We start from the raw sequence: 26,215 nt of genomic DNA, 5'->3' as shown, positions 1-26,215 counted from the left end.
CTGCTACATTAGTCCAATATTACATAAATAATAATTTTATAATATTGAAACTAAAATAAATTTTATAAACACAGAAATTGACAATTATTGTAGTTTTTTTAGCTAATGGTTAGTTAGCTAAAATTTTAATTTTATTTACAATATTGCCAAAAATATTTATTTGTTTTAACTGGTCTAATATTCTAGATAAGTTCTCTACAACACAATAGGTTCAGGCTCTAATTCTATATCAAACTTTTGCTTAACAATCTCTTGTATTTTTTGAGCAAAAGCCAACACAGCTTTTCCACTAACATTGCCATAATTGACTAATACTAATGCTTGTAGAGGGTAAGTGCCAATATCTCCCTCTTGCAATCCTTTTAAGCCTGCTTTGTCAATAAGCCAACCAGCCGCTAACTTAACCTGCTTAATAGCATAAGGATAAGTGACTAAATCTGGGTATTGTTGTTTCAATTGTTCTGCCTTTTCTAAGCTCACAATAGGGTTTTTAAAGAAACTACCTGCATTACCTAATTGTTTTGGATCTGGCAAACGTTGTTGACGCGTTTTAATAACTATATCACTGACTTGTGCATAGGTTAATTGATCAATCTGTTCAGGTAAATTCTGCTGTAATGCTGCATAACCTATATGTATTGGTGCTTTATAATCTAGCTTTATTTGAACCTTAGTAATAATCCATTGCTCTGGTTGATGTTTGAACAAACTATCCCGATAACTAAAACAACATTGTTCTGTAGTAAAAGTATGTAGCTCACCTGTTAGTCTATTTAACGCCTGTACTGAGTGACAAACATCCTTAAACTCAACACCATAAGCTCCAATATTCTGTACAGGTGCAGCGCCCACTGTGCCATAAATTAAACTTAGATTTTCTATACCACCAAGACCTTGTGCAACAGACCAACGCACCAGTTCATGCCACACAACGCCTGCTGCCACCTCAACAATAGCAACAGAAGCTTGTTGTTCAATGATCTTTATACCTTGGGTTTGTAGCACTAACACCAACCCATTGATATCTTTGGTAAAAACCACATTACTACCGCCACCTATCACTGTTACAGCTTGATTATTGGTTTTTGCCCAAAGCAATGCTTGCGGTAATTCTGTAACGTCTTTTACAACTAATAGATAACGAGCTTTAACATCAATCCCAAACGTATTAAACGGTTTTAAGGAAACATTTTCTGCAATGGCTAAGTTCACAATTGTTCCTGAATGCGTTTAACAATCAAATCACAATTTGCTTCTAGTTGTTCAAACATAGCTTTAAAGTCTTGCATATCACCATAATAAGGATCTACAACTTCTGCTTTTCGTGTGTCAGCATAATTTAAAAACAAATCAACCACTGCTGTTTTTTGTGGCATTTGTTTTAATGCAATGAGATTACTGTTATCCATACCTAAAATCACATCAAAACGAGCAAAATCTTCCGGCTGAATTTGTCTAGCACGTAATCCAGAAATATCATAACCTTTAGCTTTGGCAGTTTGCTGTGCTCTCTTATCTGGAGCCTCACCCTCGTGCCAACCACCTATTCCTGCTGAGTCTACAGTCACCTTATCAGCTAATCCTGCTTGTTTTAATTTTTGGCGAAGAATACCTTCTGCCGAAGGGGAACGACAAATATTCCCCAAACAAACCATTAAAATACGCACTATGCTTGTTCCAATATTTGTCTAATACGTTCTAAATCATCCATCGTATCTACGCCTGCTGGTGGCACTTCTAGCGCATCACCCACATGAATTTTTACGCCATTCCATAACGCGCGTAACTGCTCTAATGACTCACAGCGCTCCAACCAACAAGAGCCCCAATTAACATAATCATGTAAAAAGCCTGCACGATAAGCATACAGACCTATATGACGACGGTAAGGAATGCCATCAGGTAATAATTCTGGATTTTCTAGCATTGCATCTCTAGCCCACGGCATAGGGGCACGACTAAAGGTTAATGCATAACCATGACAATCAGTAACTACCTTTACAAAATTAGGATTAAATAAACCATCTAATTCTTTAATAGGCTCAGATAACGTAGCAATAGCTGCTTCATTAAACAACGCAAGATTTTCAGCCACTTGATTGATAATACTTGCAGGTATTAAAGGTTCATCACCTTGTACATTAACTACAATATCATCATCTGCCAACCCTAACATAGTGGCTACTTCTTCTAAACGATCAGTGCCTGAACGATGATCACCCCGTGTCATTAATACGGGAGCATTAAAAGCCTCACAAGCCTCTTTAATACGTGAATCATCCGTAGCAATATAAACTTGCTTTGCACCACTCTCTATTGCCCGTTCCCATACATGCTGCACCATTGGTTTACCTGCTATTGCTAACAATGGTTTACCTGGTAAACGTGTTGAACCATAGCGTGCAGGGATAACAACAATAAAAGGTGTACTCATTTAGCTAATCGCTCATCAGTCGTTAAGGTACGTGCTTCATCGACGATCATCACAGGAATACCATCACGAATAGGATAGGCAACACCTGCGCCTTTGCTGATAAGTTCTGTTTTGTCTTTGCTAAGTTCCAAAGGTCCTTTACAAATAGGACAAGCCAATATGTCGAGTAAACTTTGATTCATTGTAATAACCTCAATAGTGAGTTACTGGCAAAATTATTTGGCTTATTATAAACAGTTTTAGCCAACAAGCTCGGTAATTTTTTGATCAAACCATTTCACAAAAGCCATAGAGGGCTCTGTTGTTACTTTTAAATACCACCAATGCGGTTGAGCAAAATCTTTACATTTCACCGCATCTTTCTCAGTCATGACAACAGGATATTGATCTGTAAAATTTAAAGTAGTTTTATCGAAAACAGCGTGGTCGTTAAAAGGATGTTCAAATACCTTCCAATCAAATTGCTGTAATGTTTTAAAGAATCGCTGAGGGTTACCAATACCTGCCACTGCATGAACTGATTGTGCTGCTTTAAAATAATCCAGTGACTGTTGCTCACCTGTTAATACATTAATTAACTGGGTAGGCTGTAAATGCATAGCATAACCATCAGCAGTGTCTTGTTCAGCCCCATTATAAATAATGGCATCCACAGACTTTAAACGATTTGCAGGCTCACGTAGTGGCCCCATAGGTAAACAATAACCATTACCTAAACCCCTAGCGGCATCTATCATCACTAATTCTAAATCACGGGCTAACTTATAGTGCTGTAGACCATCATCACATAAAATAATATCTATTTTTTCAGTTGCTAGTAAATGCTTAACTGCATTGGTTCGATTAGGATCAATCACTAAGGGAACTTGAGTCCTTTTAACAATTAATAAAGGCTCATCCCCTGTTTCACTGGCAGATTGGTTTTCTTTAACACGCCATGGAAATTTAGAGGGCTTTGCACCATAACCACGACTAACCACGCCCACCGTTAATCCTTTACTTCTACAGTAATCAATTAACCATAGAATCATCGGTGTCTTACCTGTTCCCCCCACTGTAATATTACCTACTACAATGATAGGAACAGGCGCTCGATAAGCTTCTTTTTTACCTGAAAGATAGTCCTCTCGACGTTTTAGGACCTGCTTAGCATATAATTTCGAAAAGGGGCTAAGCCAATAGAAAGGCTTCCTTTGCCCATACCATGATGCCACTAAGCAATCACTAAAAGACATATTACTGATCAGACTCTACAGTGACTAAACGTAATTTAGAAAAGCCTAATTGCCCTGCTGCCGACATTGCTGTAATAACTGCCTGATATTTGGCATTAGCGTCCGCCGTCACTAACACAGGCAAATCTCTATTACCTTTAGACTCAGCTATCATTGCCTCAGTTAATGCATCTTCTGTTGACTGTAGTAATACACGACCATTCACCGCATATTTGCCGTCATTACTAATGGTAACCTCTAAACGATCTACATTAGCAGAGGTAATTGGATTATGAATACTTGATTCTGGAAGCTCGATAGTTAATTGGTTTTCGCGAGTAAATGTTGTAGTTACTACAAAAAATAACAAAAGCACAAAAATAATATCTATCAACGACGCTAAATTGATGAAAATTTCATCACGGGCAGCTCCATTACCCCGTCCTCTTTTAAATCTCACGTTGATTCGCCTCGAGCTTCTGATGCTTTACTCACTGGTTTACCAGTTTTACGCTTTTTAGTTGGCTTAACATCTGGTGCATAGGTTGTTTCTCTTTGGTTATAACTATCATCAATCGCATCAACTAATCTAGTTACATTTTGCTCCATGGTTACCACTAACTCATCTACTTTACGTAATAAAAAGCGATGAAAAAATACCGAAGGAATCGCCACAATCAAACCTGTGGCAGTGGTTACTAACGCCATAGCAATACCACCAGCTAATTTAGATGAATCTGGTGCACCACCACCTAAAAAAGCACTAAAAATCTCAATAAGACCAAAAATTGTACCTAATAATCCCAATAATGGCGTAATAGCAGCAATTGTACCTAAGGTATTTAAATAGCGCTCTAAATTATGAATAACAAAGCCACCTGCTTCTTCAATGGCTTCCTTCATTTGTTCGCGACCTTTATGAGCAGTTGACAGTCCAGCCGCTAAAATTTGTCCTAGTGGAGAATCATTTCTTAACTCTTCTAAGCGTAAATGATCTATTTGGCCTGATTTAAACCAAGTCCATACTTTACCCATTAATGGTGCAGGTGCTACTTTTGTTGCTCTTAAAACAATCAGTCGCTCAATAATAATGCCCATTGCTACAATAGAGCAAAGGATTAATGGGAACATCATGATCCCACCTGCTTTAACTAATTCCCACACAGTTTTTACGCTCCCTTCTTAAAATAACAACTTTATCACAAGGCTAACCTATAATGATAAACTGATGTCATTGTTTTCGCCAAAAATATTTTGTATCACGCTGCCTTGTAGCAGATTGAAATGTACCTAAGTTAATCTGTAAAGCACCTGCTAATGCTGTATCCTCAACCTTAGCTCCCACTTTTTGATAACGCTCCAGAGTGGCTAAGTTTGGATGATTAAATGGATTTAACCATCCTCTTGAAACAATTATATATTGAGGCTTTGTAGCCGCTAAAAAGTTCCATGATGAACTATTCTTACTACCGTGATGTGGCACTAATAGCCAATTAATCTGCCTGTTATTTTCTGCAAACCAAGCTTGTTCAGCTTTACTTGAAATATCACCTGTTAATAATAACGTTTCACCCTTTGCTTCTACCAATAATACGCAAGATGCATCATTACCCTTTGTTGCTGCTGACCACTGCCATAATGAGAATTTTACCCCATCCCACTGCCAACTATTATTTTGACAAGGGTGAGTCATTAATTCACTCACTAATTTATCTGGCTCACCACTTATTAACTGTTGCACGGTTACACGCTTAGTAATTGCTTGTAGTCCGCCTGCATGATCTGTATCTGCATGAGAAACAACTATTTTATCGAGTAGTTTAACCCCTTGTCGCTGTAGAGAGGGAGTAATAATCCTCTCTCCCAAATTAAAATCACCAAAACTGGGACCTGTATCATATAATAAGCTATGATTTTTAGTTCTCACTAATACGGACAACCCTTGTCCTACATCAAACACTGTTACTTCTGCTTGATCTTCTTTAATATTTACTGTGTTAACAAAAAATAATGGCAAACAAAAAACTATGCCAAATACTCGAAGTAATGCACCTCTTGGTAACAATATTAAAAATACGCCTAAAAAAGCTAATAAAAAAGCCCACCAAGGAGGCATAGGGGCTACCCAAGCAGGTACTACTTCAGCAACAAAAGTCAAAATAATAAACATTAACTTTAAAGTATAACCCGCCAACCAAAGCAATAGTGCGCCTACATAGGGAATACCTATGAGTAAAGTCCCCAATAATGCAAAAGGTACAATAATAAAACTAACAATAGGTACTGCTATTAAATTGGCAATAGGGCTGGTTAAACTAACAGGCAATAGCAAAACCAATAGTACAGGTATTAAACCTATGGTAATTGCCCACTGAATGTTTATAGCACTTAACCACCAATTGTTATAATTCAGTCGCCCTGAAAGCAACAATAATAAGATGGCTACTGCACTAAACGATAGCCAAAAACCAGCTTGTAAACTGGCTAAAGGGTCTGCAATAAGAACAATAGCTAAAGCCATTAAAAACGGTGTGGCTACCCCTAAATGACGAAACCTTAAACGCCATAACAACACGAGTGCCAACATAATACAAGCACGCTGTACAGGTACTTCAAACCCTGCCAATAAACCATAAGCTAAAGCACCTAACATAGCTAAACCACAAGCTATAGGTAACCATGGTAGTCTTTTAGGCCACCACCCTAAACGCACTAAGCCTGCTATAAAAAAATAAAGAAATCCTGCTAATAACGTAATATGCTGCCCCGAAATAACCATTAAATGGACAGTGCCCGTTTCTTGTAATACTTGCCATTGACTTCTAGATAATGCAGAACCATCACCTAATACTAAAGCGATTAATCCTGCTGTTTGGTTAGCAGTATCTTGTGCTAACATTTTTTGACGTAGTTGATAACGCCAGTTAATAATATTGGTGTTTTCTTGTAAACGTTGTGCTTGTTTAACCGTACCTGTTGCACCAATATGCTTGGCTGTTAGCCATGCTTCATAATCGAAAACATACGGGTTAATTGTTCCTCTAGGGTATTTTAATCTTACTTGTAGACGCCAAGACTCCCCAGTAGCTACTTGTTCACCTTTATACCAAGCAAGCCTTATATTGGTAGGTAACTGAATATCTTGTGCTTTGGCATTTTTTAATTGAAAGCGAATAACCTGTTCAGCTTGCTCTGGTAAACCAGCTATAGTGCCCTCTATCCATATTGTTTTGCCATCTAATGCTGGATTTAAACGATCATTAATGGTTTGACTTGCCCCATAACATCCCCATGCAATACCTATTAACAGCATGCCTAGTGGATAAAGTCGCCAAGGTAATAAAGTTAGCCCCACACAAGCCAATATGATACAAGCTGAAAGTGAGGGTAACGCAGGAAAAAAACGAATAGATAACAATCCAATGATAAAAGTTATTAACGCTATCCGCATGTGATTAATTTATATTATCTTCAATAGGTTGTTCTTCATAAAAAAATTCTTCATCACTATCCATATAATCATGTCGAATATTAATAACACATCCTTCTAGTAAAGAAATTGTCACCATTTCATCATTATCATCTTGGAACAATACTTTATTACCATCAGATGCTATAGGCGCTCCCCACACTTTAATAACATCTGCTAAATACATGCCTAATACCACTTGTTTAGTCTGCACAAGACGGTTACGCTGCACTTGATCATATTTTGCACAATATGTTTTCCTAATTTGTGCTGGTGACATACGATAGCGTATTTTGTCTGCAACTGTATCATCTACTACTACAGGTATTTTTTGTAACTCCACACTTCCTTTGCCTTGCTCATAACTCGTTACATCACCCTCGCCCATCATTGTTTCTGCACAGGGTTTATCAGAAAAAATACGTTGCCCCTGAGAGTCCACACAATAGTGAATACTTGCTTCAGCAGTTATTGTGAAACATAGTAAAAATAATAAATAATAGTAAATCCTTTTCATCTTACTTCTTCATTAATAACAAGTTTTATTAATCTATCACAAAACGGTGAAAGTTTTTTAATATTAAATTAACCCAATGGTATAATTTTCTAATTTCCATAGGTATATTGTTAAGTAGCGATTTTAAAGCCTATTTCTTTTTAACCTAAATAGTGAGTAAAAATACACTATGAATATTACAGTCTTTGGTACAGGGTATGTAGGTTTAGTACAAGGAACCGTTTTAGCAGAAATAGGACATGATGTTACTTGTGTAGATGTTGATCCCACTAAAATTGAAAATTTAAAAAAAGGGATTTTACCTATTTTTGAACCTGGCTTAGATAGTTTAGTTAAAACTAATTATCAAGCAGGCCGTTTAAAATTTACCACTGATGCAAAAGAAGCAATAATCAATAAAGAGATATTCTTTATTGCTGTTGGAACCCCTCCAGATGAAGATGGTTCTGCAGACTTACAATATGTATTAGCTGTAGCAAAAACTATTGCTACACATATGACCAATAATAGTATTATTATTAATAAATCTACTGTCCCTGTTGGCACCGCTGATAAAGTGTCAAATTGTATTACAGAGGTTTTAACAAAAACTAATCGAACAAATTTACAATTTACTGTTGCTTCCAATCCCGAATTTCTAAAAGAAGGTTCAGCAGTTAATGATTGCATGAGGCCAGACCGTATTATTATTGGCACGGATAATCTTGAAACTGAAAAAACCTTACGTGAACTTTATGCTCCATTTAACCGTAATCATGAAAAAATTATTGTCATGGATATTCGTAGTGCTGAACTCTGTAAATATGCTGCCAACTGTATGCTTGCTACTAAGATTAGCTTTATGAATGAAGTGGCTAATTTGGCGGAAAAATTAGGCGCTGATATTGAAATGATTCGACGGGGTATTGGTTCAGATCCTCGTATTGGTTATCACTTTATTTATGCTGGTGCAGGTTATGGGGGTTCTTGTTTCCCCAAAGATGTTAAAGCCCTCATTCGTACAGCAAATGAAATAAATTTTGATGCAAAACTATTATCTGCTGTAGAAGAACGTAATAACATACAAAAACATGTTTTATTTGAAAAAATTGATCAACATTTTCAACATAATTTAAAAGATAAAACCTTTGCTATTTGGGGATTAAGCTTTAAACCCAATACTGATGATATGCGAGAGGCATCTAGCCGTAATTTAATGGAAGCTTTATGGCAAGCAGGCGCTAAAGTTAAAGCTTATGACCCTAAAGCAATGCAAGAAACCTATCGTATTTATGGTGACCGTAATGATCTTATACTTTGTCAAACAAAAGAAGATGCCATAGAAAATGCTGATGCTTTAGTTATTGTTACAGAATGGCAAGAATTTAAAGCCCCTAGCTTTGTCACTATCCGTAATACACTAAAACAGGCTGTAATTTTTGATGGTCGCAATCTTTACGCATTAGAGAACATGAAAAAACTAAACATTACTTATTATTCTATAGGTCGCCCAACAGTTAATTCATGAAACTAATTCCTAACCATATCAAAAATAAATTATCGCAAAAGCCTTACTTAAATAAAATAATTAATAATATGGGCTGGCTTTTTTTCGATAAAATTTTCCGTATGGGTGTCGGATTATTTATTGGCGCATGGATGGCACGCTATTTAGGCCCAGAACAACTTGGATTATTAAATTATGTGCTAGCAATTATAAGTTTTTTAGTTGTTATTGCAGGCTTTGGTCTAAACAGCATTACTGTTAAAGAGTTAGTTAATGAACCTAAATTAACTAATATAATTATGGGAAGTACATTTTTTATACAAATAGTGACTTCTGTTCTCGCTTTTTTAATCCTATTACTTTTAACTTTTATTTTATTTACAGATAATACTTCAAAGGTTATTGCAATCGTTATTGGCTTTTCATTGCTCTTTAAAGCTAGTGATGTAATCCGTTATTTCTTTGAGTCTCACACTCAATCTAAATACATTGTATGGTCTGAAAACTGTTCTTTCGTGATTTGTAGTCTATTAAAAATAATTCTAATTCTCTGTAAAGCCTCATTACTTGCTATTGCCAGTATTTTTTTATTAGATGCGTTTATTATCAGTAGTTTAATAGTCTTTGCTTATCTCAGTAGAAAACAACAAATAACTACTTGGAAAATTGATTTAAATTATATTAAAAAAATAATAAAACAGTGTTGGCCTCTTATACTTTCAGGGCTAACCATCATAATTTATATGCGTATCGACCAAGTTATGTTAGCCCAGATGCTAGATTATGAAGCTGTAGGGCTTTATACTGCTGCCACAAAAATTAGTGAAATTTGGTATTTAATTCCAATGATTATCATGTCATCTGTAACACCAACACTAATTAAAGCTAGGGCAGTTAATGAAGAAAACTATTACTCCAAATTAAAACTTATTATTAACATTTTAGTTATTATCTCTATTAGTATTGCTATTATTACTAGCTTTCTTGCACCTTATATTATTTATTTTCTTTATGGCGTCCAATATCAAGCATCTGCAAGTATTTTAATTATCCATATATGGACTGGTGTTTTTGTTAGCTTAGGTGTAGCCTCATCACAATGGTTTGTAATTGAAAATTTACAACTATTATCACTATATAGAACACTTTGTGGCGCCATTGTAAATCTAGTAATGAATTTTCTACTAATTCCTATAATAGGAGGTTTAGGGGCGGCAATATCATCACTTATTGCAATGGCATGCACTGCTCTTATATATGATTTGTTTAATCGTCAAACTAAGATGTTTTTCTATATGAAAATAAGGTCATTTAATCTTTTTCATACCATTAATTTACTTATGAAATATATTAAACAAAAATAACCCACATGGTATATTAACTTGTTAATATACCATGTGAAATATAGAATAATTTCTAAAATTTATAGGAAATACTTTATGAATAAAAATCCAAGTTATTCTTTTAGCAATAATTGGTTTCAGAACAATATAGCAAAATGGTCTGAATTAATTCCACTCTATCAAAACAAAAAAACTTTGTATTTAGAAATAGGCTCATATGAAGGACAAAGTACTTTTTGGATGATGAATAATGTGCTGCGCCATCCAGATTCGAAAGCAGTTTCAATTGACACCTTTGAAGGCAGTATGGAGCACGACTCAGGAACATTTTCTACATTCATGCATAATGCAAATGTTTGGCAATCATCAAGTGCTGAAAAATATATTTTTATAAACTCACAGTCTTCTATTACACCAGTAGATAGATATAAACTAACCATTTTACAAGGAAGTAGTTTAGATATAGATACTAATTATCGAGTATTTTCCATACAACAACAATTTGAAAGTAATTTCGATATAATCTATATTGATGGCTCACATCGCTCACCCGATGTTTTATCTGATGCAATTTTTGCTTTTAAACTATGTAAAGTAGGTGGAATTATTATTTTTGATGACTATAAATGGAAAGCTTATAAAGAAGATTTTAATAATCCTAAACAAGGAATAGATTCTTTTCTAAAAAATTATAGCAATGAGCTTGAAATTATTTATAGTAGCTATCAAATTTGGGTTAAAAAAACGACACCAAAATTAACTGAATATAAAAAACTAGCACCACCAAATCCGTTAATAATTAAGTTAAAACAAATTTTTAGGCTATCATAATTATGGCTAAAAAAATATCTTATGCTTCTTATATTATCCTTTTCATCATCATTTTATTCTTTATGTGGGGACAAACGAAAGATGAGGAAATGCTACCTGTTGTAAAAGAGCAACTTTCCAATATCATTCCCAAAACAAATATTCCTAATGAACAAAATGCTTTTGTTGCTATGGCTGGATTTAATGTACTACATTCTGAAAATATGGTAACAGAAGGTTTAAAGGCCATTCAAAAAGCAATTCATACGACAGAAAAAACGCCATTTGAATACAATATGGGTTTTGAAGCAACAAAAGCACAAGAAATAAGTACACTGTACCAATTACCTTGTGATGCTAACTTTATAAATACACAATGCTTAAATGATATTACTCAACAAGCCCCTTTTATTCGACAATTAATGCAAGAACAAAAAGGTTTTATTAATAATTATTTGTCATTACAAAAATTCTCTGAGTTTGCTCATATCCTACCCGCTAATCTTAATAGCTCTGTACCTTATCAATATATAAGTAGCGTATCACAACTATTAACAGCCAATGCCATTCTAGAAATTAAGTCTGGAAATATAGAAGAAGGAGTCTCTTTCTTAATAAATGACATAAAATTTTATCGTCATATGTTAAATAACAAGCAACGAAATATAGAAGATACAGTTATTTTTATTAATATGCTAAATCAGCATTATTTTGTATTGGATAGATTGGTTCATTCTGGTGTAAATCTTGCCCCTTATTTATCTGATCTAACGACTTTATTAACCCCCCTATCCTCACAAGAAAGAAACTTAGTATGGACATTAGAAAATGAACGAAACTATCAATTAATTGTTCAAACTTCCTTGAGTCATTTTTATTTTTACACTGGCAATAGTGAAATTAGTGGTTGTTATAATGACAGCTGTTCATTTAGTCGTTATTTTTCAAGATTACTTTATAAGTTTAATGGTACGCTAAACGCTGTTTATTTAGATTGGCAACCTGCCATAGATTTTGCAGAAGCAGATTATCCTTTAGATAATAATTTTCTAGAGAAATTACAAATATTGCAAGTGACAGAAAAAAATCATCACACTATAAACACTTATCGATTATATGAGCGTTATGGTTTTTTCTTTTTCAAAAATCATGTTGGTGAGAAACATAAAAATACTATTTACTATGAAGAAGGTTATACCAATATCTTTATAAAAATGTATATTTTGAATAATGCTATAAATCAATTAAATACTGCCATACAAAAAATTTACTAAAATATTTTTTGAAATATAATTGATTAATGGTTAACTGTTATGATTTTAAAATAAAGGTATCATTATCATTTGACTAGTGCAAATAAGCTATTCTTGTTTTTACATAATATGCGATAATTCATATAATTTAATAAACTAACTACCACTAAGGGAGATTTAATGGACATTGGGTTGCGTGAATTGCTAATTATTGTTGGCATCATAGTTATTGCAGCCATTCTGTTCGATGGCTGGCGTCGTATAAGAGGTAGTCGTGGGAAATTAAGGCTTGATCGAAACTTAAGCCCTTATTACGACAATACGGATGACCCTAAATCAAAATCTAAAAATCCTAAATCCTTTTTTTCAGAAACAGAAAATGAAGAGGAGGATGTTCCATTTTTATCAACAAAAGATGAATCAGATTCTAAACCCTCCAAACAAGAACAACAGATTAGCCTAAATCTTACAGATGAAGAAGCTCAATATAATAAGCATAGTCCTAAAACAGAAACAGATAATAAGCCACAACCTATAGAAGAAGTATTAATTATTAATGTAGTATCTCTTGATTCAGAAGGCTTTAAAGGCCCTGCATTATTACAAAATATTTTAGAAAGCGGTCTACGTTTTGGTGAAATGGATATTTTTCATCGTCATGAAAGCATGACGGGCAATGGTGAACGCTATTTTTCTATGGCTAATGGGGTAAAACCTGGTACTTTTGACCTTGATGATATTGATCACTTTTCTACCCGTGCAGTTAGTTTCTTCCTAGGTTTACCTGGCCCCAAACACCCTAAACGTGCATTTGATGTAATGCTAGCCGCTGCTCGTAAATTAAGTAACGAGTTAAATGGTGAATTACACGATGACCAACACAGTGTTATGACAGCCCAAACCATTGAACATTATCGGCAACGTATCGTTGATTTTGAACGCCGTAAACTCAAAAAGAAATATTAAGCCTACTTTTAAGGAGCTGTAACAAATAGCTCCTTTTTCCCCTTTGGTACTACTATGTTGACAAAAGAACAAGCTATCTTACGTATAGAGCAACTTCGTAAAGAACTTAATCATCATAGTTATCAATACTATGTACTTGATAACCCTACTATCCCTGATGCTGAATATGATCGTTTATTTCGTGAGCTACAAGCATTAGAAGAACAATACCCTGAATTAAAAACTACTGACTCACTGACTCAGCGAGTGGGGGGTGAAGCATTACCCCAATTTAATACGGTACAGCATGAAGTCCCTATGCTAAGTCTTGGCAATGCTTTTGCAGAAGATGAATTAAAAAACTTTGATCGACGAGTTAAAGAAGGTTTATCAACTTCTGCTGAAATTGTCTACTGCTGTGAACCTAAATTAGATGGTTTAGCAGTAAGTCTGGTTTACGAAAATGGTATTTTTATAAGGGGTGCCACTCGTGGTGATGGTACTACAGGTGAAGATATTACAGCTAATATCCGTACCATCCGCAATATTCCTTTAAAACTACATGGTTCTGGATGGCCTACTCGACTAGAAGTTAGAGGTGAAGTTTATATGCCTCGAGCAGGTTTTGAAAAACTTAATACCTCAATCTTAGCCAATGAAGGTAAACCTTTTGCTAACCCCCGTAATGCAGCGGCAGGTTCACTTCGCCAATTAGACTCAAAAGTAACTGCTACTAGACCCTTAACCTTCTGTTGTTATGGTTTTATTACAGAAGATAACGAATTAGCTAATACTCAACAGCAAGCATTACTACAATTAAAAGAATGGGGTATCCCCATTAGTCCTGAATTAAAATTAGCCACAGGCTTTACCGAATGCTTTAGCTATTACCAAGATATTGGTCAACGACGGGATAATCTTGGCTATGATATTGATGGTGTAGTGTTTAAAGTTAATCAAATCGAAGATCAACAACAATTAGGTTTTCGTTCTCGTGAGCCACGTTGGGCTATTGCCTATAAATTCCCTGCTCAAGAGGAAATCACTGAACTATTAGATGTTGAATTCCAAGTTGGTCGTACAGGTGCTGTAACCCCTGTTGCTAGATTAAAACCTGTGCATGTTGGCGGTGTTATTGTTTCTAACGCTACCTTGCATAATATGGATGAAGTAACTCGACTAGGCTTAATGATTGGTGATTCTGTAATTATCCGTCGTGCAGGTGATGTTATTCCACAAATTACCAGTGTTGTATTAGAACGTCGTCCTAGTGATGCCAAACCTGTACAAATTCCTGAACATTGCCCAGTTTGTGGTTCAATGGTTGAACGTACGCAACTTATAAAGCGTAGTAAAGGACAAGAGCACATTTCAGAAGGTGCTATTTATCGCTGTACGGGTAGGCTATCCTGCCCTGCTCAAGTTAAACAATCTATTATTCATTTTGTTTCTCGTAAAGCTTTGGATATCGATGGTTTAGGCGACAAAATCGTTGAGCAATTAGTTGATAATCAATTGATAAGTTCGCCTGCCGATTTATATCAGCTTACTTTTGAACAAGTCATTGAACTGGAAGGTTTTGCAGATACTTCTAGTAAAAATCTATTAGCCGCTATTAATAATAGTAGAAAACCTGACTTAGCAAGATTTATCTATGCCTTAGGTATTCCCAATGTAGGCGAAAGTACCGCCAAATTATTAGCTCGCTCTTTTGGCTCACTAACGCGTATTAAACAGGCTTATCCTGAAATACTTACTTCACTACCTGATGTTGGTTTAGAAGTGGCTTATGAAATTAATAACTTCTTTGCAGAAGACCATAATCAACAAACACTACAGCAATTATTAAATTATATTGAATTACAAAATGAAGGTGATATTGCTGAAAATTTAACAGCCAGTTTTACACTCGCAGACTTACTAAAAACGTTAAATATATCTTTTATTGCGGATACTACTGCGGAACGTTTAACAAAACGTTTCAATACCCTTGAAGCGATTATAAAGGCTGATAAAATTGATCTATCTGTAGTAGACAAACTATCAGAACGTGCAGCGAATAGTTTACTGGATTATTTTAAACAACCTCAAAATGCAGATAAAGCAAGGGCTATAGAAACTCAGTTAAAAGATTTTGGTATGCATTGGCAAAGTGAACAAAAGCAAACCAAGCAGAATTTGCCTCTTGCAGGTCAAAGTTGGGTACTAACAGGCACACTGCAAACCATGAAGCGTGATGCAGCCAAACTGTATTTAGAGCAACTAGGCGCGAAAATAGCAGGCAGTGTTTCAGCAAAAACATCCGTAGTCGTAGCTGGAGCTGATGCTGGTTCTAAACTCACGAAAGCTAACGAGTTAGGCGTTGCTGTTTGGGATGAAGAAGCATTAACTAATTTATTGAAAGAAAACGGGATAACATTGTGACAGTTGATGAAACAAAACCTAAAAAGGGCGCTAGGCTAGCAAATAAACGTCGTATTATTACTATCCTAATTCTTTTGCTATGTTCTTTTATTTTTGTGGCTTGGCAAGAAGCACCTAAGCTTACTATTCACAATACTTCCAATGAGCCACTACTTTATATGGTAAAAGTAAATGGTAATGAATCATCTGTGGGAAGCATCCCTGCTAATACAGAATTTACAATCAACTTACCTTTTATTAAAGGTAGAAATGCTGCCATTTATTTTCAAGCCAAAACAAGCGATAAAGTAATCAGCTCTTTAGCACGTACGGGTTACTTAGGTGGCATTAACTTTTACATTCAACCCGATTTTAATATCAGCATGGAACCCACGCCAATAGGCTTTGCTACAGAAAAACAAGAAGCAGATGAAACTATTATCAAGTAATTTTTACTTTGCTTGATTAATTTAATAGTTTCTGTTTCTTAAGAAAACTTAAAAAGTCTTGTTGTTGTTTAACTGTTGCAATTCTTAAGTAATCAGTTGGCCACTGCCCTTGTTTAAATTGCTCATAGGCTGCTGGGTTATAGCGAGGAAAATCTTTATTCATCGCCTGTAGCCAATAAGCAGCCTTTTGGCTTGCTTCATAACCATTAGCATTAAGTGCTAAAGCATAAAGTAATTTTAATAAACCACTTCTTTGCTTTTTAGGAAATGATCGTACTTTCACACGCGATATTAAACGCTTTAGAAAAGATGGCCGAAGAATACTGGTTACAATTTCTTTACTTTTCTCAGGGTAATTTTCTTGATAAGCATATCCATATTTTTCAAAGAAATACTGGCCCATTTGATGGAAAAACTCTTTTTTGCTCCAATAATGATAAATAATATTATGTTCCACTAATGTTCTTTGCTTATCAAAACTAATAGCCAAGCAAAACTGCTCTAATACTCGACATGCTGGATCTTTTGGCCACAGCTCATCAATGAGCTCAATAGCCTTTTCGATTAACTGGCTATCCTCTGCAAATAAACCTACTACACCAGAGTTAATAAGTTTTAGTGATGTATCCAGTTGTGGATAGGTTTTTATTAGATATTCATTAACCTTACCAATTAATTTATCATGTATACATCTAGCCCAATTACCCTCAATGCGATCAACTAAAACCTCTCCCTTATTAAATAGAGTAAATAACTGATTTGTGTCTTCTTTTAGAATAGTATCTGTATCTAAAAATACAGTACGCTCAGCATATGGTAAAGCCATTAAAATACCTACTGCCTTACGGCGATAATGATAATCCGTAATGCCTAACCAATCATTTAATATTTGATCATTAAGTGGCAAAATTTCTACAGGCCATCCATCATAATCTGCTGGCCTATCTGTCATTATTCGAATAGTAAAATTTGGTTGTTTAGTATGCCGTAAAATACTTAGGATACTTAATTTTGTTTCAATCTGATAATTCAGATTATCCCCATACACAATATACAATACTTGATTTATTACTTTATTTGGTATGACCCCAGAATAATTATTCAATACCATTATTATTTCATCCCTGCTATTTGTTTAAGTTAGTAAAACAAAACATCATTAAGGAATTATTAAAGAATAATATTTTCTAACAGCAAATAATATCTTTATAATTAATAACATATCCCCTAAATTATGATTATTAATCAATATTAATTGATAATTATTTTATAAAAAATGGAAATTATTTTTGTTCGTGTTTTGTATGTATTTTGTGACAAAAATTTAAAAACAGAAATTTTAATTTTTAGAGAGTTAAATGTTTTCAATCGAAATGAAAAATCAAGGACTTATTGTTGAATGTAATGTTTAATTAGCTGGTTCTAAACTCATGCCTTCAGAAGTGACCCTTAGCACTTTACCATTAGGCTCCCAATCACCCAATACTATTCTTTTTGCATGCTGTTGGTTTGCTATCAATTGATGAATAGCTGGTCGATGGGTATGTCCATGAACCAATAGTTGTACCTTATATTTTTCTAATAACTTAACAACTTCTTCTGGAGTAACATCCATAATATCAGCTGATTTAATCCCTTTCTTCATTTTACTTTCTGCACGTAGTTTTGCAGCTAATTGTTTTCTTTTTTTAAGGGATAATAACCGCAATAGGAATAAAATAAGCGGGTTTCGATAAAAACGCCGTTTTTTCTGATAGTCAATGTCTTTAGTACAAAGAATATCGCCATGTGAAAGTAATACAGGTGTACCATAAAAAGAAGTTAATGTTGGATCTTTCAGTAATGTACAACCTGCTAATTTACAAAAGGTTTTACCAATTGCAAAATCTCGATTACCGTGCATCAAATAGATTTTAATGCCCTGCTCAGTTAATTTTTTTAGTTGACGGGCAATAGTATGTTCAAACTCTCCCATAGCATCATCACCTATCCATACATGAAAAAAATCACCTAAGATGTATAATGCTTCACAATCCTTTGTTTTATTGTGCAAAAAAGACAAGAACGCCTCAGTAATATCTGGGCGTTCTTCATTTAAATGTAAATCAGCGATCAGTAAAATGCTCATTTACTTGCTTAGTCTGCTACAACCTCTGCTTTCTCGATGATTACATCTTCTACAGGAACATCTTGATGACCTGCTTTCGATGTTGTTGCAACATCACGAATCTTATCTACTACATCCATACCATCTACTACTTCACCAAACACAGCATAACCCCAACCTTGTGCTGTAGGAGCAGTATGGTCTAAGAACGTATTATCTTTTACATTAATAAAAAATTGTGCGCTAGCTGAATGAGGGTCCATAGTACGAGCCATAGCAATAGTGCCACGCTTGTTAGAAAGACCATTATTAGCTTCATTCTTAATAGGTGCATTGGTTTCTTTCTGGCTCATTCCTGGCTCAAAACCACCGCCTTGAATCATAAAATTATTAATTACACGGTGAAAAATAGTGCCATTATAATGACCATCTTTTACATATTTTTCAAAATTAGCAGTGGTTTCTGGAGCTTTCTCAACATCAAGTTTTAATGTTATTACGCCATGGTTTGTATGTAATTTAATCATAGTCAATTAGTCTTATAAAATGTCAATAGAAGTTTTTAAGAATACCATTAAATATCTTTTACGCATAATTAAATGCATTAAAATATAGTAACATAAGTTAAAATTTCTAATTAGATTAACTCATCATTACTTTTGTATCTATTGTTATCGTATTAGCTACAGCACAACGAGGAATAGGTATCAACAGCATAACTAATAAAATAATAATAGTTTTATATTTTTTACCCATGTTATATCCCTTTACCTTAAATAATCCTACTGTTGAGAGTTTATCACTTGCTCAATATAGCTCACAATTTCAGCCACAGTATTAGTAAAAACACCAGCCTCTCCTGCCACATGAGCTTTATACCAAGCCTCATATCCTTCTAAATAGTCACTATCAACTTCTTCATTAGCAATCTTTGTTGTTAAACTTCGCTCTAATGTTTCTACAGAAACAGGTGCATGTCCGATCTTATCTGTAAAACCTGTTGGACTATTTGGATTAGCAATTTTAACATCACGGATAGTAATGTGATAAATAGGCAATTGATCGCTACCAAGCTCAATCTTATTGATAACCACTGTAGAGTTTTCCTCTTCCTCCCGCTGTTGATATAACCAAACCTCTCCTACCACATACTTATCCATCAAAAACTCCTTATCACATAAAATGAAAATTATAGTCTTACTTAGCGAAAAGAATACTACTTATTGCACCGTATAACCACCATCTACTAGTAAACCAGTACCTACTATAAAACTAACATCATTTGATGCTAAAAATATTACAACCTTTGCAATTTCCTCTGATTTAGCTAAACATCCTATTGAATGTCGCTTAATTAAATCTAGTTTTACTTCTGGTATCATATAATCCAAAATATGGCTGCTCACATATCTCGAATATACTGTATTAATGCGTATACCTTTTGCAACATAAGTAACACCTAAGCTATCTTATCTTTTAATCTCATTGAATTTACTCCTGATTATTTTCATAGAAACTAAAATATCTAATTAAGCCTAAACAAAACTTTATAAGATATTAATTTATAAATAATGAAAGGATAAATGAGTTACTGTTGTATAATAAACACGATTAATTTTTTACTATAAATGAGCAGTTTAATGTCTGATACATCCACTATCCATTTAATCAAAAAATATGCTAACCGTCGCTTATATGACAGCCATACAAGCACGCATATTACATTACAAGATATTCGTAACTATGTAATTGAAGAGATTCCTTTCCAAGTAGTAGAAGCAAAATCAGGAGAAGATATAACAAGAAGTATCTTACTCCAAATTATTCAAGATGCAGAAACTGATGGTGATCCTATTTTTTCTAGTCAGGCACTAAAAAATATTATTCGTTTTTATGGCCCTTTCCAAGGCATGCTGGGTAGCTACCTCGAAAAAACATTAGAATCCGTTATGGAAATTCAGAAACAATCAGGAATGCCGTCCACGGAAGCTTGGACAGATTTTATGTCTAGCCAAATGCCTGTTATGCAGAAAGTAATGCAAGAATATTTAGAGCGTACCAAACAACTTTATATGAATACCCAAAATATGTTTGGTCTATTCCCTAACTTCCCTACCCCATTTAATCAAAGCAAAAAAAAGGAGGAGAATTAATATTCTCCCCCTTGTTATTTCTAACAGCTAATTAGCTTGCTTTACGGCTGGTCGCTGCTTTAGTTGCTTTATCAGCTGCTACTGTTGCCGCATTGATATTGTTTTCTGTCATTTCAGCTACTTTTTTAGCTGCTTTTTGTAAGCTTTCATAAGCTGTACCAGCACCTTCTAAAGCTGATTTTAATACAGAAACCACAGGTTCAGAACCAGCAGGTGCATTTTTTACAATGTTTTCAACAAGCTCTTGAACTTGTTTACCACCTTGACTTACTTGATTTTCAGTTAATTTACTGATACTAGCTTGAGTTTTAGAAATTAAATCATATACTTGACGATTGAACTCTAAAATACGCTCAGCTTGTGCAGCAGGTTGTGATAAAGAAGCTTGTAAGCTAGCAAATGATTGTGGGTCACGTACAGTTAATAGCTTACGGAAATTATCAAAGCTTTCTTCAGAAGAAGCTTTTAATGTTTTTAATTGAAGTTGTGTTAATTGCTCAACACCTTCAAATACTTTATCACTTAATTCTTTTAATAGATCAAGGTTTTTAGCTTGAATATCTTGTAACTTATCAGTATTAAACGTTGCCATGATTAAACTCTCCGAAATTTTATATTAATTAGACATTACAATTTATATATTGGTACATCTACAACTTTTCTTAACAGATGTACATATTTTTAGCTAATTAAAATATTTTTGCAAGTATTATTTTTGCACTGCACAATAGAATTTAATACAATATATTATCTAATACTATTTGTTTTTGATTTTTTTATAAAAATGCTATATTAACCTGAATTAGTAAGATATTAAGTTAATGGTATTTTATCAAAAAGTCCATATTTTGCCACCTCACAATGGGAGATTTTAGTATGAGCCAAGATGATTATATTGCAAAGCAAGAAAGGGCAATATCCTCTATTACCTCATTACTGACTGGTTTACGTAAGCTCAGCTTATTACATATAGATATTAATCAAGAATCCATTAGCAAGTGGCAAGAAGATAATATTACGCCTATTCAGAAAGATATTTTAAAAGTACCAACATTAGAAGACTGGCGAGAATACTTAGCAGATATCCCCCAAAGACTCACGCTATATTGGGACACATTACGCCAACGCGGTGATAATACTCTGACCTATCAAGCAGAAGACCGTCCTTTACTATTAAAATTCGATTATGAAGTATTAATTAATGGTAGAGATTTACCTGAACCCTGCAACTATTCATTATTAGAAATCAAACCACTACCAGGTCAAGTTATTAATAAAAAATTACAACCTATTGTGGTTGTTGATCCAAGAGGTGGTCATGGTGCAGGTATTGGTGGTTTTAAAGAAGACTCTGAAATTGGTGAAAGTTTAAGGGCAGGTCATCCTACTTACTTTATTTCTTTTAGCTATAGTCCAGTAAAAGGACAAACATTAGAAACAATTACTAAAGCGCAGGCTGTTTTTATCGAAGAAGTGATTAGACGCCATCCAAAACATGACAAACCTATTATCATTGGTAACTGTCAGGCTGGTTGGGCAATCATGTTATTAGCCTCTGAACGTCCTGAGCTACCTGGCGGTATCATTATTAATGGTGCACCTCTTGCCTACTGGTCTGGTGTAACAGGCCGTAATCCTATGCGTTATGCTGGTGGATTAATGGGCGGTGCTTGGGGAACTAGATTGGCTAGTGACTTAGGTAATGGTCGATTTGATGGCACATGGTTGGTTACCAATTTTGAGAACCTAAATCCAGCTAATACTTTCTGGGGTAAATACTACAATCTTTACTCTAAAGTAGATACAGAACCTTCTCGCTTCTTAGATTTTGAACAATGGTGGGGTAATCCTGTACTTTATAATAGTGAAGAAATTGAAGCGATTGTTGATGAGTTATTTATCGGTAACCGTTTAACCAATTCGGGTTTAGGTGGACAAAATAAAATTTTCCGCAACATTGAATCACCCATCATTGTTTTCTGCTCATCAGGTGACAACATTACCCCACCACAACAAGCATTAAACTGGATTATTGATGTTTATCCAAATGATCTTGATTTAAAGAAAGCAGGTAAAACCATTATCTACTTACAACATCATAGCATTGGTCATCTTGGTATTTTTGTGTCTGGCACAGTGGCACGCCGTGAACATCGACAACTTATTGCGTCTCTAGATGCAGTAAAAGCATTACCACCTGGACTCTTTGAAATGATCATTAAAGATGTTAAAGATAAACAAGGTAATGTAATAGACCATCAGGTTATCTTCGAAACACGTAGTATTAAAGATTTAGAAACAGGCGATACCGATGGTAGAGAAGATGAAAAAGTATTCTCACTGGTAAGCCGCATCTCTGAAACTAACAGTAACCTTTATGAATGGCTCATTCGTCCAATGATGCGACTCTTCATCAGTGAACCTGAGGCTCAATATCTAAGAGATGCTAATCCTTTCCATGTCAACCAAGTAGCATGGAGCAGTATTAATCCAATGACGTGGTGGTTGCCTGGTGCGGCTGAACTAGTAAAAGCTAATCGCCGCCCTGTACGTGCAGATAATCCTTTATTAGCATGGCAAGAAGCACTTTCTAACAATATTACTAATGTATTAGATGTTTATCGTGATACCCGCGACTCTACTCAAGAAATGTGCTTCTACAGCGTCTATGGCATGTTAAATGCCTTAACTAACTCGCAAGCCAATTATTTGGAACAGAGTACTGTCAACCAGAGCAAAGAACTCACTCATCGTCTTGAAAACTCACTAACTCAAGGTGATGTTCAAGATGCTACTATACGTATTTTACTATTACTTGCCAATGAAGCGGGCATGGTTGATCGTGACTTCCTTGCTGGATTTGTGCAACACTACCGTGAGACTAAAAACTATAACTCATTAACAGATAGAAAGGCATTAAGAGAAATTATTAATCTACAAAGCTTACTGGTATTTACACAACCTGAGGAAAGCCTAAATACTTTAACAAACTTACTACCTTCGCTAGAGGTACGTAAAGAAGTGTTAGAAAGTGTCGCAATATCTGAACCCGCACTTATTCAAACTAACGATAAAACACAAGCATTGTGGTTAAAGATTAATGATATTTTATTAGGTGAAGCTGCTAAATCTGTGCCAGCTATAAAAAAAGTAGCTCCTGTGAAAAAAGCTGTTGCACCTGCTAAAAATAAAGTAACCCCTTCTGCTAAACAAACAGTTACCAAACCAGCAACCGCTCAAAAAGCCAAACCCAAAGTAACTAAAAAACCTGTTGCAGACACAGTTTCCAGCAAAATCACAAAGCCCAAAACTGCTACTAAAGTCGCTAAAAAAGCAACAAAAGCTAATAATTCTATAAAAAAAAATAACTTGTAATAAATAGCCATAAAAAGGAGATGAAATGTACTTTCATCTCCTTTTGTTTTCTTATACAATAAGAAGATCGTTTAAATTCTTAAACACAGTGTGTTACACGAGTTTTGGTAGTTTTTTTATTATCCCAGATCAACAATACATTAAGTAAATAAATTACCATCCGATCATCATCATTAGATCAATAATAGTTTACCGTGATTGTGTTTAGCTATAGCTATAAAAAGTAATAACTATGTCAACCACAATAATAAGGGTAAATTATGAGCAAAAAAATAGCATTAGTAACTGGCGGTATGGGTGGTATTGGTACTAGCATTTGCCAACGTCTTTATAAAGATGGGTTTAGAGTTATCGTTGGATGCTCTGTAAACTCTACTAAGAAAGAAGAATGGTTAGCCAAGCAAAAATCTCAAGGTTTTGAATTCGAGGTGCTTGCTTTTGATGTTAGCGACTGGAACTCCGTAACTTCGGCATTTGAAAGTGCTAAAGAACAAATAGAAAGTATTGATGTATTAGTAAATAATGCAGGGATTACTCGCGATGGTACCTTCAAAAAGTTAACACCTGAAAAATGGTATGCGGTTATCAACACTAACTTGAATAGTGCATTTAATGTAACTAAACAAGTGATTGATGGCATGTTAGAGAAAGGCTGGGGACGTGTTATTAATATTTCCTCAATTAATGGTCAACGTGGTCAATTTGGTCAAACTAACTACTCCGCAGCCAAAGCAGGTCTACATGGTTTTACCATGGCTCTAGCAAAAGAAGTAGCGAGTAAAGGAGTGACTGTAAATACTATTTCTCCAGGCTATATTAAAACTGAAATGACAGCGGCTATGCGTCCAGAGGTTTTAGAATCAATCGTCGCTGGTTCCCCTGTAGGTCGTTTAGGTAATCCAGAGGAAATTGCTGCGATGGTATCATTCCTAGCATCAGATGATGGTGCTTATTGTACAGGCGCAGACTTCTCTGTAAATGGCGGAATGAATATGCAATAATGGCTGTTGCGATTCTTACTAACAACAAATTTTAATTAAAATGTATTTATCTAAAATAGGAAATCAATATGTCTAAAGATGTTGTGATTGTGGCGGCCACACGTACACCTATAGGAAGCTTTCAAGGCTCTTTAAAAGATGTTTCTGCTGTAGATTTGGGTGTTACTGTTATTAAATCTCTTCTCGAAAAAACTAAAGTAGCACCTGAACAAGTATGTGAGGTTATTTTAGGACAAATTCTTACCGCTGGTTGTGGACAAAATACAGCCCGTCAAGCATCTATCAAAGCTGGTATACCTTACACTACGCCAGCGATGACAATTAATAAAGTATGTGGCTCAGGACTTAAAACTGTTCACCTTGCCACCCAAGCTATCCGTTGTGGTGATGCTGAAATTATTATTGCGGGTGGTATGGAGAATATGAGTCTGGCCCCTTATCTTGTAACAGGCTTACGTAATGGCCTAAGAATGGGACCTGGTAAAACCATTGATACAATGATTCAAGATGGTTTATGGGATGCATTCAATGACTACCATATGGGTATTACTGCCGAAAACTTAGCAGAAAAATACAACATTAGCCGTCAAGAACAAGATGAATTCTCGTTAGCATCACAACAAAAAGCCGTTGCTGCAGTTGCTGCTGGTAAATTTAAAGATGAAATCACACCTGTGCATATTCCACAACGTAGAGGTGATGCTGTTGTTTTTGACACAGATGAACAACCTCGTGCTAGCGCTACAATCGAAATATTGACTCGCTTAAAACCAGCCTTCAAACGTGATGGCGGTACAGTAACAGCTGGTAATTCATCAACACTGAATGATGGTGCAGCAGCAGTAATGTTAATGACAGAAGACAAAGCCAAAGAACTAGGTTTACCTATATTAGCTAAAGTCACCTCTTATGCAAGTGCGGGTGTTGATCCTGCTATTATGGGAATCGGCCCAGCAGAAGCAACTAAAAAATGTTTAGCTAAAGCAGGTTGGAAAGCCGAAGACCTTGACGTTGTCGAAGCTAATGAAGCTTTTGCTGCTCAAGCCATTGCTGTAAACAAAGAATTAGGTTGGGATACTAGCAAAATCAATGTTAATGGTGGTGCAATTGCACTGGGTCACCCAATTGGCGCTTCTGGCTGTCGTGTACTGGTTTCTTTACTTCACGAAATGCAACGCAGCAATAAAAAGAAAGGTTTAGCTACCCTTTGTATCGGTGGCGGTATGGGTGTAGCTATCGCTGTTGAACGTTAATCT

25 protein-coding genes and 1 pseudogene are annotated in these 26,215 nt (G+C 35.1%); 11 read left to right on the top strand and 15 right to left on the bottom strand.

The window, feature by feature from the left end:
* Window positions 1–195: 195 nt before the first annotated feature.
* From murB to MTZ49_RS06865, 9 genes are all read right to left on the bottom strand, one after another.
* Window positions 196–1,212, bottom strand: coding sequence for a UDP-N-acetylmuramate dehydrogenase (gene murB, locus MTZ49_RS06905; protein WP_264747610.1), 1,017 nt, complete (start codon window positions 1,210–1,212; stop codon window positions 196–198).
* Window positions 1,209–1,667 carry a low molecular weight protein-tyrosine-phosphatase gene (locus MTZ49_RS06900; protein ID WP_264747609.1) on the bottom strand — a complete coding sequence of 153 codons (459 nt, stop codon included), beginning with the start codon at window positions 1,665–1,667 and terminating at the stop codon, window positions 1,209–1,211. Before MTZ49_RS06900 ends, murB begins: the two co-directional genes overlap by 4 nt.
* Entirely contained in the window at window positions 1,667–2,434 is a 768-nt protein-coding gene (gene kdsB, locus MTZ49_RS06895) for a 3-deoxy-manno-octulosonate cytidylyltransferase (RefSeq protein ID WP_264747608.1), read from the bottom strand. The genes MTZ49_RS06900 and kdsB overlap by 1 nt, the downstream gene beginning before the upstream one ends.
* Entirely contained in the window at window positions 2,431–2,616 is a 186-nt protein-coding gene (locus MTZ49_RS06890) for a Trm112 family protein (protein WP_264747607.1), read from the bottom strand. Before MTZ49_RS06890 ends, kdsB begins: the two co-directional genes overlap by 4 nt.
* A gap of 57 nt (window positions 2,617–2,673) precedes the next feature.
* Window positions 2,674–3,669 (bottom strand): tetraacyldisaccharide 4'-kinase, encoded by a 996-nt coding sequence (gene lpxK / locus MTZ49_RS06885; RefSeq protein WP_264747606.1) that lies wholly within the window; start codon window positions 3,667–3,669, stop codon window positions 2,674–2,676.
* Between the two features lies 1 nt (window position 3,670).
* A complete protein-coding gene (locus MTZ49_RS06880) occupies window positions 3,671–4,108 on the bottom strand; it encodes an ExbD/TolR family protein (protein ID WP_264747605.1) in 438 nt (145 codons plus the stop codon).
* Window positions 4,105–4,812, bottom strand: coding sequence for a MotA/TolQ/ExbB proton channel family protein (locus tag MTZ49_RS06875; protein ID WP_264747604.1), 708 nt, complete (start codon window positions 4,810–4,812; stop codon window positions 4,105–4,107). The genes MTZ49_RS06880 and MTZ49_RS06875 overlap by 4 nt, the downstream gene beginning before the upstream one ends.
* Before the next feature lie 67 nt (window positions 4,813–4,879).
* Window positions 4,880–7,099: a DNA internalization-related competence protein ComEC/Rec2 gene (locus MTZ49_RS06870; protein ID WP_264747603.1), complete on the bottom strand. Its 2,220-nt coding sequence runs from the start codon at window positions 7,097–7,099 to the stop codon at window positions 4,880–4,882.
* A gap of 4 nt (window positions 7,100–7,103) precedes the next feature.
* On the bottom strand, window positions 7,104–7,634 hold the full coding sequence (locus tag MTZ49_RS06865) for a DUF4124 domain-containing protein (protein WP_264747602.1): 531 nt from the start codon (window positions 7,632–7,634) through the stop codon (window positions 7,104–7,106).
* 169 nt (window positions 7,635–7,803) lie between these two features.
* Between MTZ49_RS06865 and MTZ49_RS06860 the strand changes: the two genes are divergently transcribed.
* The 7 genes from MTZ49_RS06860 to MTZ49_RS06830 all read left to right on the top strand — a co-directional run bounded on the left by MTZ49_RS06860 (window position 7,804) and on the right by MTZ49_RS06830 (window position 16,323).
* A complete protein-coding gene (locus tag MTZ49_RS06860) occupies window positions 7,804–9,141 on the top strand; it encodes a UDP-glucose dehydrogenase family protein (protein ID WP_264747601.1) in 1,338 nt (445 codons plus the stop codon).
* The gene (locus MTZ49_RS06855; RefSeq protein WP_264747600.1) at window positions 9,138–10,484 is read left to right on the top strand and encodes a flippase; all 1,347 of its coding nucleotides are present in this window, start codon (window positions 9,138–9,140) and stop codon (window positions 10,482–10,484) included. Before MTZ49_RS06860 ends, MTZ49_RS06855 begins: the two co-directional genes overlap by 4 nt.
* A 75-nt stretch (window positions 10,485–10,559) precedes the next feature.
* Window positions 10,560–11,294, top strand: coding sequence for a class I SAM-dependent methyltransferase (locus MTZ49_RS06850; protein WP_264747599.1), 735 nt, complete (start codon window positions 10,560–10,562; stop codon window positions 11,292–11,294).
* A gap of 2 nt (window positions 11,295–11,296) precedes the next feature.
* Window positions 11,297–12,547 carry a hypothetical protein gene (locus MTZ49_RS06845; protein ID WP_264747598.1) on the top strand — a complete coding sequence of 417 codons (1,251 nt, stop codon included), beginning with the start codon at window positions 11,297–11,299 and terminating at the stop codon, window positions 12,545–12,547.
* Window positions 12,548–12,706: 159 nt separating this feature from the next.
* Complete coding sequence (gene zipA / locus MTZ49_RS06840; RefSeq protein WP_264747597.1) at window positions 12,707–13,492, top strand: cell division protein ZipA; 786 nt, start codon at window positions 12,707–12,709, stop codon at window positions 13,490–13,492.
* A 54-nt stretch (window positions 13,493–13,546) separates the two neighbouring features.
* Window positions 13,547–15,895: an NAD-dependent DNA ligase LigA gene (gene ligA / locus MTZ49_RS06835; RefSeq protein WP_264747596.1), complete on the top strand. Its 2,349-nt coding sequence runs from the start codon at window positions 13,547–13,549 to the stop codon at window positions 15,893–15,895.
* The gene (locus tag MTZ49_RS06830; protein WP_264747595.1) at window positions 15,892–16,323 is read left to right on the top strand and encodes a hypothetical protein; all 432 of its coding nucleotides are present in this window, start codon (window positions 15,892–15,894) and stop codon (window positions 16,321–16,323) included. The genes ligA and MTZ49_RS06830 overlap by 4 nt, the downstream gene beginning before the upstream one ends.
* Before the next feature lie 16 nt (window positions 16,324–16,339).
* Here MTZ49_RS06830 and MTZ49_RS06825 read toward each other — a convergent pair whose 3' ends face one another.
* From MTZ49_RS06825 to MTZ49_RS06805, 5 genes and pseudogenes are all read right to left on the bottom strand, one after another.
* A complete protein-coding gene (locus MTZ49_RS06825; RefSeq protein WP_264747594.1) occupies window positions 16,340–17,434 on the bottom strand; it encodes a hypothetical protein in 1,095 nt (364 codons plus the stop codon).
* Window positions 17,435–17,731: 297 nt separating this feature from the next.
* Window positions 17,732–18,451, bottom strand: coding sequence for a UDP-2,3-diacylglucosamine diphosphatase (locus MTZ49_RS06820; RefSeq protein ID WP_264747593.1), 720 nt, complete (start codon window positions 18,449–18,451; stop codon window positions 17,732–17,734).
* Between the two features lie 8 nt (window positions 18,452–18,459).
* Entirely contained in the window at window positions 18,460–18,957 is a 498-nt protein-coding gene (locus tag MTZ49_RS06815; protein ID WP_264747592.1) for a peptidylprolyl isomerase, read from the bottom strand.
* 255 nt (window positions 18,958–19,212) lie between these two features.
* Window positions 19,213–19,590, bottom strand: a complete 378-nt coding sequence (locus tag MTZ49_RS06810) for a hypothetical protein (RefSeq protein ID WP_264747591.1) — start codon at window positions 19,588–19,590, stop codon at window positions 19,213–19,215.
* A 60-nt stretch (window positions 19,591–19,650) separates the two neighbouring features.
* A pseudogene (locus MTZ49_RS06805) lies at window positions 19,651–19,884 on the bottom strand (SDR family oxidoreductase); the annotation flags it as partial.
* 186 nt (window positions 19,885–20,070) lie between these two features.
* On the opposite strand from MTZ49_RS06805, the gene phaR reads away from it, so the two are divergent.
* Entirely contained in the window at window positions 20,071–20,583 is a 513-nt protein-coding gene (gene phaR, locus MTZ49_RS06800; RefSeq protein ID WP_264747590.1) for a polyhydroxyalkanoate synthesis repressor PhaR, read from the top strand.
* A 31-nt stretch (window positions 20,584–20,614) separates the two neighbouring features.
* Here the strand turns inward: phaR and MTZ49_RS06795 are convergent, their stop codons facing one another.
* A complete protein-coding gene (locus MTZ49_RS06795) occupies window positions 20,615–21,175 on the bottom strand; it encodes a phasin family protein (RefSeq protein ID WP_264747589.1) in 561 nt (186 codons plus the stop codon).
* 284 nt (window positions 21,176–21,459) lie between these two features.
* Here MTZ49_RS06795 and MTZ49_RS06790 point away from each other — a divergent pair, with 284 nt between their 5' ends.
* The 3 genes from MTZ49_RS06790 to MTZ49_RS06780 all read left to right on the top strand — a co-directional run bounded on the left by MTZ49_RS06790 (window position 21,460) and on the right by MTZ49_RS06780 (window position 26,212).
* Window positions 21,460–23,958 (top strand): DUF3141 domain-containing protein, encoded by a 2,499-nt coding sequence (locus MTZ49_RS06790; protein ID WP_264747588.1) that lies wholly within the window; start codon window positions 21,460–21,462, stop codon window positions 23,956–23,958.
* Between the two features lie 260 nt (window positions 23,959–24,218).
* Entirely contained in the window at window positions 24,219–24,959 is a 741-nt protein-coding gene (locus MTZ49_RS06785) for a beta-ketoacyl-ACP reductase (protein ID WP_264747587.1), read from the top strand.
* Window positions 24,960–25,027: 68 nt separating this feature from the next.
* Window positions 25,028–26,212, top strand: a complete 1,185-nt coding sequence (locus tag MTZ49_RS06780) for an acetyl-CoA C-acetyltransferase (protein WP_264747586.1) — start codon at window positions 25,028–25,030, stop codon at window positions 26,210–26,212.
* The last annotated feature ends 3 nt before the right edge of the window (window positions 26,213–26,215 follow it).

The sequence above is a fragment of the Entomomonas sp. E2T0 genome (assembly GCF_025985425.1).
Lineage (GTDB): Bacteria > Pseudomonadota > Gammaproteobacteria > Pseudomonadales > Pseudomonadaceae > Entomomonas.
Note: the sequence above shows the minus strand (reverse complement) of the source record. Positions and strands in the feature narration are given on the sequence as shown.

What these genes read in the sequence shown, in the direction of transcription:
- kdsB (WP_264747608.1), bottom strand. Translation starts at nt 2,434, where the DNA reads ATGAGTACACCTTTTATTGTTGTTATCCCTGCACGCTATGGTTCAACA.
- MTZ49_RS06890 (WP_264747607.1), bottom strand. Translation starts at nt 2,616, where the DNA reads ATGAATCAAAGTTTACTCGACATATTGGCTTGTCCTATTTGTAAAGGA.
- lpxK (WP_264747606.1), bottom strand. Translation starts at nt 3,669, where the DNA reads ATGTCTTTTAGTGATTGCTTAGTGGCATCATGGTATGGGCAAAGGAAG.
- MTZ49_RS06870 (WP_264747603.1), bottom strand. Translation starts at nt 7,099, where the DNA reads ATGCGGATAGCGTTAATAACTTTTATCATTGGATTGTTATCTATTCGT.
- MTZ49_RS06865 (WP_264747602.1), bottom strand. Translation starts at nt 7,634, where the DNA reads ATGAAAAGGATTTACTATTATTTATTATTTTTACTATGTTTCACAATA.
- MTZ49_RS06860 (WP_264747601.1), top strand. Translation starts at nt 7,804, where the DNA reads ATGAATATTACAGTCTTTGGTACAGGGTATGTAGGTTTAGTACAAGGA.
- MTZ49_RS06855 (WP_264747600.1), top strand. Translation starts at nt 9,138, where the DNA reads ATGAAACTAATTCCTAACCATATCAAAAATAAATTATCGCAAAAGCCT.
- MTZ49_RS06850 (WP_264747599.1), top strand. Translation starts at nt 10,560, where the DNA reads ATGAATAAAAATCCAAGTTATTCTTTTAGCAATAATTGGTTTCAGAAC.
- MTZ49_RS06845 (WP_264747598.1), top strand. Translation starts at nt 11,297, where the DNA reads ATGGCTAAAAAAATATCTTATGCTTCTTATATTATCCTTTTCATCATC.
- zipA (WP_264747597.1), top strand. Translation starts at nt 12,707, where the DNA reads ATGGACATTGGGTTGCGTGAATTGCTAATTATTGTTGGCATCATAGTT.
- ligA (WP_264747596.1), top strand. Translation starts at nt 13,547, where the DNA reads ATGTTGACAAAAGAACAAGCTATCTTACGTATAGAGCAACTTCGTAAA.
- MTZ49_RS06825 (WP_264747594.1), bottom strand. Translation starts at nt 17,434, where the DNA reads ATGGTATTGAATAATTATTCTGGGGTCATACCAAATAAAGTAATAAAT.
- MTZ49_RS06820 (WP_264747593.1), bottom strand. Translation starts at nt 18,451, where the DNA reads ATGAGCATTTTACTGATCGCTGATTTACATTTAAATGAAGAACGCCCA.
- MTZ49_RS06815 (WP_264747592.1), bottom strand. Translation starts at nt 18,957, where the DNA reads ATGATTAAATTACATACAAACCATGGCGTAATAACATTAAAACTTGAT.
- MTZ49_RS06810 (WP_264747591.1), bottom strand. Translation starts at nt 19,590, where the DNA reads ATGGATAAGTATGTGGTAGGAGAGGTTTGGTTATATCAACAGCGGGAG.
- phaR (WP_264747590.1), top strand. Translation starts at nt 20,071, where the DNA reads ATGTCTGATACATCCACTATCCATTTAATCAAAAAATATGCTAACCGT.
- MTZ49_RS06795 (WP_264747589.1), bottom strand. Translation starts at nt 21,175, where the DNA reads ATGGCAACGTTTAATACTGATAAGTTACAAGATATTCAAGCTAAAAAC.
- MTZ49_RS06790 (WP_264747588.1), top strand. Translation starts at nt 21,460, where the DNA reads ATGAGCCAAGATGATTATATTGCAAAGCAAGAAAGGGCAATATCCTCT.
- MTZ49_RS06785 (WP_264747587.1), top strand. Translation starts at nt 24,219, where the DNA reads ATGAGCAAAAAAATAGCATTAGTAACTGGCGGTATGGGTGGTATTGGT.
- MTZ49_RS06780 (WP_264747586.1), top strand. Translation starts at nt 25,028, where the DNA reads ATGTCTAAAGATGTTGTGATTGTGGCGGCCACACGTACACCTATAGGA.